General features: G+C 68.5%; 14 protein-coding genes. 7 read left to right on the top strand and 7 right to left on the bottom strand.

Annotated features, from left to right (window positions below; genetic code table 11):
- The first annotated feature begins 102 nt into the window (after nt 1–102).
- Both AB8M46_RS07250 and AB8M46_RS07245 read left to right on the top strand, forming a co-directional pair.
- On the top strand, nt 103–420 hold the full coding sequence (locus tag AB8M46_RS07250) for a hypothetical protein (protein WP_394359892.1): 318 nt from the start codon (nt 103–105) through the stop codon (nt 418–420).
- A complete protein-coding gene (locus tag AB8M46_RS07245) occupies nt 420–884 on the top strand; it encodes a hypothetical protein (protein WP_394359891.1) in 465 nt (154 codons plus the stop codon). Before AB8M46_RS07250 ends, AB8M46_RS07245 begins: the two co-directional genes overlap by 1 nt.
- On the opposite strand, the gene AB8M46_RS07240 is transcribed toward AB8M46_RS07245, so the two are convergent.
- Genes AB8M46_RS07240 through AB8M46_RS07220 form a run of 5 tightly spaced genes read right to left on the bottom strand, consistent with a single transcriptional unit; the run spans nt 881 to nt 5,664 of the window.
- Nucleotides 881–2,227: a serine hydrolase gene (locus tag AB8M46_RS07240; protein WP_037348046.1), complete on the bottom strand. Its 1,347-nt coding sequence runs from the start codon at nt 2,225–2,227 to the stop codon at nt 881–883. The genes AB8M46_RS07245 and AB8M46_RS07240 overlap by 4 nt on opposite strands.
- Before the next feature lie 14 nt (nt 2,228–2,241).
- The gene (locus AB8M46_RS07235; RefSeq protein ID WP_037348043.1) at nt 2,242–2,862 is read right to left on the bottom strand and encodes a response regulator transcription factor; all 621 of its coding nucleotides are present in this window, start codon (nt 2,860–2,862) and stop codon (nt 2,242–2,244) included.
- Nucleotides 2,859–4,019 (bottom strand): sensor histidine kinase, encoded by a 1,161-nt coding sequence (locus AB8M46_RS07230; protein WP_394359890.1) that lies wholly within the window; start codon nt 4,017–4,019, stop codon nt 2,859–2,861. The genes AB8M46_RS07235 and AB8M46_RS07230 overlap by 4 nt, the downstream gene beginning before the upstream one ends.
- Entirely contained in the window at nt 4,016–4,828 is an 813-nt protein-coding gene (locus AB8M46_RS07225; protein ID WP_037348039.1) for an ABC transporter permease, read from the bottom strand. The genes AB8M46_RS07230 and AB8M46_RS07225 overlap by 4 nt, the downstream gene beginning before the upstream one ends.
- On the bottom strand, nt 4,825–5,664 hold the full coding sequence (locus AB8M46_RS07220) for an ABC transporter ATP-binding protein (RefSeq protein ID WP_394359889.1): 840 nt from the start codon (nt 5,662–5,664) through the stop codon (nt 4,825–4,827). Before AB8M46_RS07220 ends, AB8M46_RS07225 begins: the two co-directional genes overlap by 4 nt.
- Nucleotides 5,665–5,915: 251 nt before the next feature.
- Here AB8M46_RS07220 and AB8M46_RS07215 point away from each other — a divergent pair, with 251 nt between their 5' ends.
- Nucleotides 5,916–6,806, top strand: coding sequence for an endonuclease domain-containing protein (locus AB8M46_RS07215; protein ID WP_125733365.1), 891 nt, complete (start codon nt 5,916–5,918; stop codon nt 6,804–6,806).
- Between the two features lie 46 nt (nt 6,807–6,852).
- Here the strand turns inward: AB8M46_RS07215 and AB8M46_RS07210 are convergent, their stop codons facing one another.
- Nucleotides 6,853–7,443 (bottom strand): TetR/AcrR family transcriptional regulator, encoded by a 591-nt coding sequence (locus AB8M46_RS07210; RefSeq protein ID WP_394359888.1) that lies wholly within the window; start codon nt 7,441–7,443, stop codon nt 6,853–6,855.
- Nucleotides 7,444–7,613: 170 nt separating this feature from the next.
- Here AB8M46_RS07210 and AB8M46_RS07205 point away from each other — a divergent pair, with 170 nt between their 5' ends.
- Genes AB8M46_RS07205 through AB8M46_RS07195 form a run of 3 tightly spaced genes read left to right on the top strand, consistent with a single transcriptional unit; the run spans nt 7,614 to nt 11,449 of the window.
- Complete coding sequence (locus AB8M46_RS07205) at nt 7,614–9,113, top strand: MFS transporter (RefSeq protein ID WP_394359887.1); 1,500 nt, start codon at nt 7,614–7,616, stop codon at nt 9,111–9,113.
- Between the two features lie 36 nt (nt 9,114–9,149).
- Nucleotides 9,150–10,841: an SDR family oxidoreductase gene (locus AB8M46_RS07200; RefSeq protein WP_394360860.1), complete on the top strand. Its 1,692-nt coding sequence runs from the start codon at nt 9,150–9,152 to the stop codon at nt 10,839–10,841.
- A 17-nt stretch (nt 10,842–10,858) separates the two neighbouring features.
- A complete protein-coding gene (locus AB8M46_RS07195) occupies nt 10,859–11,449 on the top strand; it encodes a TetR/AcrR family transcriptional regulator (protein WP_394360859.1) in 591 nt (196 codons plus the stop codon).
- Between the two features lie 51 nt (nt 11,450–11,500).
- Here the strand turns inward: AB8M46_RS07195 and AB8M46_RS07190 are convergent, their stop codons facing one another.
- Nucleotides 11,501–12,652 carry a citrate synthase 2 gene (locus AB8M46_RS07190; protein ID WP_037348027.1) on the bottom strand — a complete coding sequence of 384 codons (1,152 nt, stop codon included), beginning with the start codon at nt 12,650–12,652 and terminating at the stop codon, nt 11,501–11,503.
- A gap of 291 nt (nt 12,653–12,943) precedes the next feature.
- Here AB8M46_RS07190 and AB8M46_RS07185 point away from each other — a divergent pair, with 291 nt between their 5' ends.
- A complete protein-coding gene (locus tag AB8M46_RS07185; protein WP_016337506.1) occupies nt 12,944–13,246 on the top strand; it encodes an urease subunit gamma in 303 nt (100 codons plus the stop codon).
- Nucleotides 13,247–13,253 lie beyond the last annotated feature (7 nt).

Here is a 13,253-nt window from a genome sequence, read left to right as displayed (position 1 = left end):
AGGTCGGGATGACCCTGCTGAAAGTCGGTGTCGCGTGTCCGGTATGTGGGATCGGAGAACTCGCTCCCGCGGGTGCCCCTCGTCCGGGTAGCTTCTCGCCTCATGGCGACAGTGCACGAACGATTCCCCCTGGCCCCCGAGGCGTTGTGGCAGGCCCTTCCGAACGGGGTCACGGCGGTCAAGGGGAAGAACCCTTTCTACGACGCGGCCGCGGGCTACGTCACCTTCTCCACCGGCATGGGCCTCTTCAGCTACGGGCAGACGGTCACCGTGAAGGTCGAGCGGACCTCCGAAGGCTCCGGGCTGGCGATCCAGACGAGCCTGAAGTTCGGCTTCGTCGACTGGGGTGAGGGCAAGCGCATCGCCCGCAAGTTCATCGCGGCCGTCGGCGCGGCGGTCGGGCACACCCCGGCGGTCTGATGCCCGAACCGTGGAGACCCCGATGGGGTTTCCTGTTCCTGTACTTCCTCGTCTTCGTCGTCCACGCGGTCTTCGCCGAGTGGGACGAGACGGCGGCGATCGGCGCACCGCTCGGTTTCGTGGCGACGCTGGTGCTCGTCTTCGTTCCCGGCCTGCCGCTCCGTCGAAGGTGGGCGGCGCTGCGGTTCACGATCCGGCGCCGGGCAGGTGTCCTCGACGTCGTGTGCGGCCCTTGGACGCTGGCCACCGCCACGCTGGATCCGGACGCCGGGACCACGCGCGGGTGGGTGGTGCTCGAAGGCGCCCCGGCGAAGTTCGTCATCGATGACTGTCCTGACGAACTCGCCGAGTCACTGCGCGGCCCGCGCCGGATGTGGGTCGTCGGCGACGCCCACTACGGCGACGTCCCGGTGTGCGCGGACGGCGGCCGCGAGTTCACGACCGCCGCCGTCCGCTTCCGCTAGCGCCAGCCCTCGGGGTCGACGCCGCCCGGGATGGGCGCGGCCGGGTCGAACGGGGTGCGCGAGAAGATGAACGTCGCGAGGTCGAGGTGGTTCGGCTTGCCCGCCGAATCCCGTCCGACCCGCAGCGTCTCGCCCGCGTAGTAGGCGTCGAGACCGACCCAGGTGTCGTCGCCCACCGGCGCGAACCGCGACGCGCGGCCCGGTCCGTCGGTCGGTGCGAGGGAGAACAGGCCGCCCGGGAGCAGCCGCAGGTGGTACGGCGTCGGCCCCCAGTGCCACAACCCGGTCAGCTCCAGCAACTTCGGGTCCACAGTGGACGGTTGCCACTCGGCGGGCATGGACGGCTCGTGCTGTTCGGTCAGGTTCATCAGGTCGAGGCACAGCTGCGTGATGCCGACGCCCGCCGTCGAGTTCGTCAGCACCAGCGCGCCGATGCCGGCGTTCGCGTCGACCAGCGAGCAGGCGAGGAAGCCCGGCATCGATCCGGTGTGCCCCGCCAGCCGCCTGCCCTCCGTCCGGACCAGCATGACGCCGAGGCCGAACCCGGTGGTCCAGGTGTCGCCGTCGTCCACGGTGACCATTTCGCGCATCTCCGCGACGGTCTGCTCGCTCAGGACGCCGCCGGTGTGCCCGCCGAGGAACGCCGTCCAGCGGGCGAGGTCGGTGGCCGTCGACCACAGCTGGCCGGCGGGGGCCATCGCGCCCGCGTCCGGCGACGGTTCCGGCATGAGGAGATCGGCGAAGGGATGCACGGCGAACCCGTCCGCGTGCGCGCCTTCCGGATGCGGCGAGGTCCGGTTCATGCCGAGCGGGCCGAGGATCTCGGCGCGGACGACGTCGAGCCACGACTGCCCGCGGTGCCGCGCGACCAGCTCGCCGAGCACGCCGTAACCGACGTTGCTGTAGTGGAACCGGCTGCCCGGCCGCAGCCGCGTCGCGCCGTCCTTGAGGCTCTCGACGAGCGCGTCCCAGTCCGCGCCCACGGTGCGCTCCCACCAGGAGCCGGGCGATTCCGCGGTCAGGCCCGAGGTGTGCGACAGCAGCTGGGCGATGGTGGCCGAGCCGAACGAGGTGCCGGGCAGGTGCTGCTCCAGCGGGTCGTTGAGGTCGAGCTTGCCTTCGTCGCGCAGCCGCATGACGGCCGTCGCGACGAGTGTCTTGGTGATCGACCCGAGCCGGTACTGCGTGTCGGCGCCCGGTGTCTCGCCGTCGACGCGTCCGCGCCCTCCGGACCAGGCGATTTCCCCGTCGCGGACGACGGCGGCGACGATGGACGGGGTGCGGCACGAGGATTGCTCGTGCGCGAGGCGGCGAAGCAGCGCCATTTCGGTCGTGGCAAGCATGGGTCGCATTCTGCCTACCCGAGCAGCCCCAGTCGCATAGCGGTGGTCACAGCGGCCGTACGGTCCGAAACGTCCAGTTTCCCGAACACGCGCAGCAGATGCGTCTTGACCGTCGCCTCGCTGATGTGGAGCGTCCGGCCGATGTCGGCGTTCGTGCTTCCCCGCGCCACCAGCCGGAGTACCTCGATCTCGCGCGCCGACAAGGGCGACGCCGTCGGGTTGCGCACCCGGTTCACCAGCTTCCCGGCGACCGAAGGCGCCAAGACCGTCTCGCCGCGCGACGCGGCACGAATCGCACCGGCGAGCTCCGCGCGCGAAGCGTCTTTCAACAGATAGCCGGAGGCTCCCGCTTCGACCGCGCGCAGGATGTCCGCGTCCGTCTCGTAGGTGGTGAGCACGACGACCCGCTGGCCCGGCCGGTCGGCGAGGATCTTCCGCGTCGCGCCGACGCCGTCGAGACCGGGCATCCGCAGGTCCATCAGGATCACGTCCGGCTGCTTGACCCGGCTCAGCGCGACGGCCTCGTCACCGGAGCCCGCTTCCCCGATGACGCTCAGGTCCGGCTCGGCCTCCAGCATGCCGCGCAGGCCTTCCCGCACCACGGGGTGGTCGTCGACCAGCATGATCGTGATCACGCGGGCACCTCCAGTTCCAATGTCGTCCCCGCACCGGGTTCGCTCTTCAGCGTCACGATGCCACCGACCTGATCGGTACGCGTGCGCATCCCCGCCAGACCGAAGCCTCCGGTGGGTGCGGCGGGGTCGAATCCGATGCCGTCGTCCGTGACGCCGAGCCGGACACGTCCGTCCACAACGGACAGTCGAAGCGAGACGCGGGTGGCACGGGAGTGTTTGCGGATGTTGCTCAGCGCCTCCTGCGCCGCGCGCAGAAGGACGACCTCCGTGGACATCGGGAGCATGGGCAGCGGCCCGTCGACCTCGATCGACGCCTCGATCCCGGTCTCCTCGGTCAGCCGTTCCCCCTGGCGGCGCAAGGCTTCCTCCAGCGAAGCGGCGGCGAGTGCCGACGGTCCCTGCGCCGCGACCATCGCCCGCGCCTCGGCCAGGTTCTCCCGCGCCGTCCGTGCCGCGAGCTCCAGATGACGGCGGGCCGCCTTCGGATCGGTGTCCATTTCGGACTCGATGGCCTGGGTGAGCGTGACGATGCTGGTGAAGCCCTGCGCGAGCGTGTCGTGGATCTCGCGGGCCATGCGCTCGCGTTCGGCGGCCGTCCCCGCCTCCCGCGAGAGGCGGGCGACTTCCGCCTGGCTGGCTTGCAGCTGTTCGATCAACGCGGCCCTGCTCTTGCTCTGATCGATGATCTGGCTGGTGTAGCGGCCGGCGAGGATGCTGAAGACGATCAGGATCGCCGTCATCGGCAGCAGGATGCGCAGGGACGGCTGGTCGAAGCCGCCCCGCGCGATCGACGACGCCGGTCCCAGCAGCACCCCGATCGTGGTGAAGACCGACGCCGTCTTCGTCGACAGCGTCATGTAGAGCACCGGGCACACGAAGAACAGGATGAAACTCGACGTGGTGCTGGCGAAGTTGGCGCCCGCCAGGAAAAGCATCACCACGACGGTGTGCAGCCACGGCGTGGCTTCGTGGTCCGGGCCCTTGATGAGCCGGCGGCCCCGGACCAGGTACGCCACGGCGATACCGGTCAAGCACAGGATCGCGACCGTTTTGTCCGTGGTCGTCCCGTCGTCGAAGACCACCAGGGCGATCGTCGCGGCGAAGGTGATCCCGAAGAGGACCTCCCACAACCAGTAGAACCGCTCCCAGGCGTTCACTTGCCTTCGTTCGACCAGCGGAACGTCAGCTTCGCCAGCAGCAGCCCCGCGACGCACCACGCCGTCAGCACCAGTGCCACCATCGGAAGTTCCCATGTCCCCGCCATTTCCTGACTCGCGGCCTCGGCCGGCAGGAACACCGAGCGGAAGCCCTGGCAGATCCACTTCACCGGGAAGAACGAAGCGATGTCGACCATAACCTTCGGCAGGTTGGTGATCGGTGTGACGAACACCCCGGAGATGAACTGCAACGCGATGTAGATCAGATTGGCCACGGCGACCGCGCCGCTGACCGATTTGGTCACCGAGCCGAGCGCGATGCCCAGCAGGGTGCAGCTGGTGACGCCGAGCAGGAAGACCCACAGGGCGGTCAGCAGTTTCACCGGATCGGTGGGCAGGCTGAGGTCGAACAGCAGGACACCGACGACCGACATCAGCACGACCTGGGCGATACTCGTCGCGCCGACCAGGACGATCTTGCCGATGAAGTAGGACGCCGCGGGCATCGGCGTACCGCGAAGGCGTTTCAGCGCACCGGCTTCACGGTCTGCTGCCAAGCCGATACCGACGCTGTTGAACGACGTCGAGACGATGCCGGAGCCGATCATGCCGGCGGCCAGCACCTGTCCGGTGGTGATCGCCATGCCGGGCATCGAGGAGTTCAGCATCGAGCCGAGCAGGACCATCAGCAGGGACGGGAAGGCGAAGGTGAAGATCACCTGCTCCCGCAGACGGAAGAACTGCTTGATCTCCGCGGCGCCGCGGACGAGGCCGAGCGAGAAGGTGCCCGGGAGGGTCAGCGTGCTCATCGGGCTTCTCCGATCAGGTCGAGGTAGGTCTCTTCGAGCGTTGGACGGTGGACGGTCAGCTCCGACGGCTCGCGGCCGTCGGCGGAGAGCTCGCGGATCAGCTCGGCCGGGAAATGGGTGCGTTCCAGGTGGGCGCCGTGCTCGTCGGCCCAGCGGACGGTGGCCTCCGCGGTGGCGCGGCCGCCGAGCGTCTGCGGCGTCCCCTCGGCGACGATCGCGCCGCGGGTGATGACCGCGACCCGGTCGGCCAGCGCCTCGGCCTCGTCCAGATAGTGCGTGGTGAGCAGGATCGTGGTGCCCTCGCGGGCGAGACTCCTGATCAGCTCCCAGAACTGGCGCCGGGCCGCCGGATCGAACCCGGTCGTGGGCTCGTCGAGGAACACCAGCTCGGGCCGCCCGATGATCCCGAGCGCGACGTCCACCCGACGGCGTTGCCCGCCGGAAAGGCTTTTGACGCGGGCGCCTGCCTTCTCGGTCAGGCCGACCTTCTCGATCACTTCGTCGGTGTCACGAGGATTCGGGTAGTAGCGGGCGAAGTGCCGGACGGTCTCGGCGACGGTGAGCTCGGCGGCGTCGTTGGCCGTCTGCAACACGATCCCGAGCCTGGCCCGCCAGGCGCGGCCCGCCGTCCCGGGATCCTCACCGAGGACTTCGACCTCGCCTTTGGTCCTTTTGCGATGGCCCTCCAGGATCTCGACCGTCGTCGTCTTGCCCGCGCCGTTGGGGCCGAGCAGCGCGAACACCTCGCCCTGCTCGATGTCGAGGTCGATCCCCCCGACGGCCGTGTGGCCCGGGTACTCCTTGCGCAGGCCACGCGCTTTCACCGCTTTGTTCATACGTCGATCGTGCTTCAGCCGGCCGCTGTCCCGGGACGACCGCTGGACTGAACCCGGCTGTCAACCGATCGATGGACACCGGCGTCACCCCTCCCGCATTTAGTCCTCTGGATGCGGTCCTTGCGCGTGCAACTACCGCATCCAGAGGACTAAATGCGGGGCGTCCACAGGCGCGGGGGCGTTGTGGACAACTCGCGCGAAGATGATCTTGAAGCCGGGGTTCGCCCGTGAGCGGATGTCATCGTTCGGTCGTGCCCAGTAATAGTTACGCGACGACCGAGTTCTTCGGCCCCTTCGTCGGAAGCCGTGTCGTCAGCGAAGGAGACTTGACCCGCTCCCAGCTCCGCTCGGGGCCGTACAACCGGCTCTTCCAAGATGTCTATGCCCCCATCGGCATACCTCTGGATCACGAGCTGCGGTGCAAGGCCGCGATCCTCGTCGTACCCGACGGTGCGGTGCTGACCGGGTGCTCGGCCGCGACGGTCCGCGGGTTCCCGTTCTCGCTCGAGAACGATCCGGTCGAGTTCGTGGTGCCTGAGGCGAGGGGGTTTCACAGCCTGCGAGGAACACACTTCCGCCGGACCAGGCTGCTCGGGCGGGACTTCGTGCCATGGCGGGACGGCCTCATCGCGACGCCGTTGCGGATCACCATGGACATCTTGACCGAGACTCGCCTTCGCCGGTCCTTTCCCCGTGTCGTCGGCTTGCTGGACACGTTGCTCCGGGCCGGCTTCATCGACGGCGAAGCGCTCAAGGTGTACCTGGAACACCGGCACGACAACGGGATCGTCCGAGCTCGTCAGGCTTTGGCCTTCTCGGACGAGCGCGCGGAGTCCATTCCGGAGTCGGAGGTCAGAGTGTGGCTGAGACTTCACGAGATCGAAGCGGAGCCCCAGGTCGAGGTCTACCGTGGCACCCGGTTCCTCGGTCGGCTCGACCTCGCGATCCGTGAGGCCAAGGTCGCCGTCGAGTACGACGGGGCCTGGCATCTCGAAGGCGAGCAACCGCGTTTGGACGCGCGTCGGCGAGCGATGATCGAGGCCGAGGGCTGGGAGTTCGTCGTCATCACCAAGGAAGAGCTCTATGCCGACCCGCGGGCGATGGTGCGCCGGGTCAAGGCCACCATCGCCTCCCGCATTTAGTCCTCTGGATGCGATCCTTGCGCGTGCAACTACCGCATCCAGAGGACTAAATGCGGGGAGTCAGGAGCGTGCGGACGGAGGTTTCGAGGGACGGAAGGAGCGCGGCCGGGTCGGCGGAGGTGAGCATCCGGTTCGCGAAGCCGTCTGACAGGGCGAGGACGGCATCGGCCAGGTCGCCCGCCGCGAGGTCGTCCCGGACATGGCCCTCCGACTGTGCTTTCGAGATGTACTGCGTCGTGATCTCGGCGAGCTCGTCGTAGCCGGTTCGGATGAACTCGGCCCAGGACGGCCGGACGGCGGCGCGGGCGGTGAAGGCGTTGATGACGATCACCTCCGCGCGGCGCTGCTCGTCGAGCGGCATCGCCTCGAAAAGCAGGCGCAGCAGCAGGTCCAGCAGGTCGCCGGACTGATCGAGGGTGTCCCAGCGCTGTTCCAGGAACTCGCTCGTCATATCGAGGGCGAATCGGAACAGGTCTTCCTTGGTGGAGAAGTACTTCTGCACCGCGCCCGCGGACACCCCGGCCTCGACGGCGACCGAGCGCACGCTGACGGCCTCGACGCCTTCACGCGCGACGATGCGCAGGAGGGCGCCGGCGATCTCCCGGCGGCGTTCGGCGCGGTCCACGATCTTCGGCACGGATGCATCCTCCCCTCTGTGCGCCGGATGGGCCGGGTGGGTCGTGAGTGGCGTTTCGGGTTAGAACCCGAAACGCCACTCACGACCACCTGGACCGACTCGGCTCCGGCGCCGCCTTGCCCGGCCGCCACTTTTTAGAATACAGTCGTATCCGAACAGGGGGTACTGGGGTGGACGAGGTAGCACACAAGAAACGCGCCGAGGAGAACCAGCTCGCCGCCGCGCTGACCAAAGGACCGGCGGAGGTGCTCGATTTCCTCCTGCCGCTGTGGGTGGGGAGTCAGCTCGGCGCGTCGGCCGCCGAGGTCGGGGCGCTGACCGCGTTGGAGACGTTGGTGTCGTTCGTGGTCCGGCCGATCGCGGGCTCGCTCGCCGATCGGTTCGACCGGGGCCGGATCGCCGCGGTCGGCGCTGTCCTCTATGGACTGTCCTTTGTGGTCTACGCGGTGACGCCGGGCATCGGGGTCGCCTACCTGGCCGCGGTTCTCGGTGGCGCGGGTGGCGCGCTGTTCTGGGTCGCGTTGCGGGCACGGGTCGGGGAGGGGCTCGAGGCGGACGACGGCGCGTTCAGCAAGCTGTTCGCGGCCGAGGGGGGCGGCACGTGGATCGCCTTCGTGGTCGCGCTGACCGCGATCGCCTGGATCGACTACCGGGGTGTGTTCTGGCTCGGCGCCGCGGCCTGCGCGGTGGCCGCGGTGGTCCTGCTGAACGCGAAGTCCGCGCAGGTGCGCGAGGTGGACGCGCCGCGGCTGCTGCAACTGGGCAAGAGGATGCGGCCGATGCTCGCGCTCGTCGCGTTGACCGCGATGGCCGAGGCCGGCGTCGCGCTGTTGCTCCTCATGCACCTGCAACGCGGGCATCAGCTCCAGCTCGGCGAGATCGCGGTGGTCTTCATTCCCGGCTTCATCGTCTACAGCCTGCTGCCCGACTACCTGCATGGCTTCGTCCGCAAGGTCGGCCGGACACGGGTGCTCGCGCTGGCGATGGTGGCGAGCGCGATTTTCGCCGCCGGACTGTCCTTCGCGCCGAGCCCGCCGGTGCTCGCGGTCATGTGGGTCCTGTCCGCGGCGGCGTTCGCGGCGGCCATCCCGGTCGAGCAGGCGGTGGTCGCCGAGGCGGCCGGGCTGAGCCTCGGCCGGGCGATGGGGATCTACGAGAGTGCGACGCTACTCGGAGCGACGATCGGAACCTTCGTGGCGGGGCAGCTCTACGGCTCGGACGCCGGATGGCGTGTCGCCTGCTTCGGCGCGGCGGGGCTTCTGCTCTTCGGATCGTTCGTGGTTCGTGGTGCCGTACGGCGTGTCGGAGTTGCGGAGTTTCCCGTGGAACCACGAAAAACGGTGTCACAAAAGGAAAAGCAGGCGCCTGGCACGATCGAGGACAGTCCACAAGCGGCCGAATCGGTGACGGAGGAGGCGAACAAGCGCGCGAACCCGCTCCGCAACTGGGCGATCCATGCCGGGGTCTACGTCGTTGCGCAGGCGGCTCTGGCGGTCGCCGGTTACAGCTGGCCCGTCGAAGCCTTGTTCGGCGAAGTGCACGAAGCCGGCTGGTACTGGAACTCCAGTGGTCACTGGCTGTTGAACCTCGGCCGCATCTGGACCTTCGTTCTCGTGATCGACACCGTGTGGACCTTCGGCCGCCAACTCCTCAAGAAGCGGCCTTATTGACAAGTTGTCTAACATGACAGGATGTCTCACAAGTGGGTGACGGCCAGCGACGGTGTCCGCCTTTCGGTCCGGGTGACCGGCGTCGACGACGCGCCCACGGTGGTGCTCGTCCACGGCTACCCGGACAACGGCTCCATGTGGGACGGCATCGCCGCCCTGCTGGAACGCCGCTACCGGGTGGTCGTCTACGACGTCCGCGGCGCGGGCCGCTCGGACAAGCCTTCGGGACGTGCGTCCTACAAATTGGATCAGCTGTCCGACGACCTCGCCGCGATCGTCGACGAGATCCAGCCCGAGGGCAAGGTCCACCTGCTCGCGCACGACTGGGGCTCCATCCAGACCTGGCATTCGGTCACCGGCGACCGGCTGCGCGGACGGCTCGCGTCGTTCACGTCGATCTCCGGGCCGAGCCTCGACCACGCGGGAGCGTGGTTCCGGGCGCAGCTGCGCCCGAGCCCGAAAAAGCTCAAGAACGCGCTCGTCCAGTGGGCGCATTCGACGTACATCCTCGGCTTCCAGATCCCCCTGATCCCGCAGGTGCTCTGGCGCACCGGCGCGATGGGCGCGCTGATCGGCCGGATGGATCCGGCGGCCGGTGCGCCGTCCACTTCGGACGGCTTGTACGGCCTCAACCTGTATCGCGCCAACATGTTCACGCGCCTTTCCCGGCCGAAGCCGCGGCCCGCCGAGATCCCGGTGCAGGTGCTCGCGCCCACCGGCGACAAGTTCGTCACCACGCCGCTGCAGACCGAGATCGAACGCTGGGCGCCGGACCTCCGGATCCGCCGGATCGTCGGCACGCACTGGGTGGTCCGCGAGAAGCCGCGGGTGATCGCCGACGCGACCGCCGAACTGATCGACCGCGTCGAAGGCGGCGAGGAGAGCCGCGCGCTCAAACAGGCCAGGACGAAAGGCTTCGCGCACAAACTCGTGGTGATCACCGGTGCCGGCAGCGGGATCGGCCGCGCGACGGCGCTCGCGTTCGCGGACAAGGGCGCGGACGTCGTCATCACCGACATCAACGGCTCCGCCGCCGCCGACACCGCGAAACTGCTGCGGGACAAGGGCGCGACCGTCGGCGAGTACACAGTGGACTCTTCCGACGCCGAAGCGGTCGAGAAGTTCGCCCAGCGGGTCAAGGAGGAGTTCGGCGTCCCGGACATCGTCGTCAACAACGCGGGGATCGGCCTGTCCGGCCCTTTCCTCGACACGACGGTCAAGGACTGGGAACGTCTCATCGACGTGAACCTGTGGGGCGTCATCCACGGCTGCCGCGTCTTCGCCGAGCAGATGCGCGAACGGGCCGAAGGCGGCCAGATCGTCAACGTCGCCTCGGCCGCCGCGTATCTGCCGTCGAAAATCCTTTCCGCGTACGCCACCACGAAATCCGCTGTGCTGACCTTGAGTGTCTGCCTGCGGGCGGAGCTGGCCGCCGAGAACATCGGCGTCACCGCGATCTGCCCCGGCATCGTGAACACCAACATCACCAGCACCACCCGATTCGTCGGTGTCGACGACATCGAGCAGAAGCGGCGCCAGAAGTCGAGCAGCAAGCTGTACGCGAAACGCGGCTTCGGCCCGGAGAAGGTCGCCCGCGACATCCTGGGGGCCGTCGAGAAGGACAAGGCCATCCAGCCGTCGACACCGGAGGCCAAGGCCGCGCTCGTCCTCTCCCGGCTCACCCCCGGACTGCTGCGGGCCGCGGCCAAACTGGACGTCACCCCGTGACCGGACGCCCACGCCGGATGTCGCCGGAAGCGCGCCGCGAGGACCTCATCCGCGCCGCGCTGGACCTGTTCGGCTCACGCGCGCCCGAACTCGTCACGGTCGACGACATCATCGCCCGCGCCGAGGTCTCCCGGCCGCTGTTCTACCGGTACTTCTCGAACCTGCGGGAACTGCAGGTCGAGGCGCTGAAAACGGTCACCGAAGGGCTCATCGACGGCCTGGCCGGACTCGAGGAAGGCCCGCCCGAAACCCGGCTGCGGGCCGCCGTCCGCGGGCTGATCGACGTCGCCGACCACTACCGGGCGGGGTATGTCGCGCTGTTGCGCAGCGGTTCGGTGATCGCGACATCCGAGACGGACGCGGCGATCGACGAGGTCCGCAACCGCGCCGTCGAGCTCATCCTCGGCGCGCTGGGAGTGTCGGAGCCCTCACCTATGCTCCTGCTGACCTTGCGGTGCTGGACGGCGGTGGTGGAGGGCGCACTGCTGAGCTGGCTGCAGGAGCGTTCCGTGCCGCGTGAGGCGCTCGACGGCTGGCTGGTCGATCAGCTGACCGCCATGCTCTCGGCGACCGCGGTGCACGATTCTTCCGTCCCGCAGATGCTATGAAAGGTCCTTTCCTTGCAAAATTTGCAAGGAAAGGACCTTTCATAGCGCGCGTCAGGACTGCTTCGCCACCAGGTCCCAGCCTTCGACGTCTTCCGGCTTCCGAGGCTCCGGCCCGACGTACTTGGCCGACGGGCGCACGAGACGGCCGGTCTTCTTCTGCTCCAGGATGTGCGCGGCCCAGCCGGCGGTACGCGCCGAGCTGAACATCGCGGGCATCATATGCGGCGGTACCTGCGCGAAGTCCAGGATCACGGCCGCCCAGAACTCGACGTTGGTCTCGATCGGGTGGTCGGGACGCCGCTCGCGCAGCTCCTTCAGCGCCACCTGCTCCAGCTCCGCGGCCGCTTCGTAGCGCGAAGCGCCGAGCTCCTGGCAGGTCCGGCGCAGCACACGCGCCCGCGGGTCCTCCGCGCGGTACACGCGGTGCCCGAAGCCCATCATCCGTTCCTTGCGGTCCAGGATGCCCTTGACCAGGCCGACCGCGTCACCGGTCTTCTCGACCTCTTCGATCATCGGCAGCACCCGCGCCGGCGCGCCGCCGTGCAGCGGGCCGGACATCGCGCCGATCGCGCCGGACAGCGCCGCGGCGACGTCGGCACCGGTCGAGGCGATGACCCGGGCGGTGAAGGTCGAGGCGTTGAGGCCGTGCTCGGCGGCCGAGACCCAGTAGGCGTCGATGGCCTTGACGTGGGCCGGGTCGGGCTCGCCGCGCCAGCGGACCATGAAGCGTTCGGTGATCGACTTCGCCTCGTCGACCCGGGTCTGGGGGACGGCGGGCTGCCCGATACCGCGGGCGGACTGGGCGACGTACGAAAGCGCCATCACCGAGGCGCGGGCCAGCTGGTCGCGCGCCTCGTCGTCGGTGATGTCCAGCAGCGGCCGGTAGCCCCAGATGGGGGCGAGCATGGCCAGCGCGGCCTGGACGTCGACGCGGACGTCGCCGGTGTGGACCGGCAGCGGGAACGGCTCGGCGGGCGGTAGCCCATGGCCGAAGCGGCTGTCGACGAGAAGACCCCAGACGTCACCGAAGGTCACCTTGCCGGCGAGATCCTCGATGTCGACACCGCGATAACGCAGCGCGCCGCCGTCACGGTCGGGCTCGGCGATTTCGGTCTTGAAGGCGACCACGCCTTCGAGACCCGGTCGGAAACCGTCGTCGACCTGCTCGGACGGCTGATTGGTGCTGATCGTGGAGGTACTCACTGTGGTGAAACCTTTCGATGCGCATTCCCCGGCTTTGTGTTCATGCGTGGACGGGATACACGCAGCGAAGGCGCGCCTCATCGCACGGATGGACAAACTTTGCTCCACGTCGCGGCCTGGGGCAATCGAAAGATGTGGTGCTTTCGGTCACGATTACGAGAACGATTCAGTGAAAAGCTCGTTCGTACGCGAAGAGTTACGGCGACGTTCACTTTGCGTGTACCGGGCACCGAGGTAAATCCTGTGTTTCGAGAACCGGCGGCGAGCCGTTTCCGGTGATAGACCTTTCCCATGCACCTGAGCCCCCAGGAGCGGGACAAACTGCTCATCCACGTCGCGGCGGACGTAGCTCGCAAACGCCTGGAGCGCGGGGTCCTGCTGAACTACCCCGAGGCGGTCGCCCTGATCACCGATCACGTCCTCGAAGGCGCGCGCGACGGCCGGACGGTGAGCGAACTCGTCGCGAGCGGCCGGTCGGTGCTCGGCCGGGCGCAGGTGCTGGACGGAGTGCCGGAGATGGTCGATTCCGTGCAGGTCGAAGCCACTTTCCCGGACGGCACGAAGCTCGTCACCGTGCACGACCCGATCGTCTAGAAAGGGC

It is taken from the genome of Amycolatopsis sp. SB7-3, assembly GCF_041021335.1.
In the GTDB taxonomy this organism is placed as follows: Bacteria; Actinomycetota; Actinomycetes; order Mycobacteriales; family Pseudonocardiaceae; genus Amycolatopsis; species Amycolatopsis japonica.
Note: the sequence above shows the minus strand (reverse complement) of the source record. Positions and strands in the feature narration are given on the sequence as shown.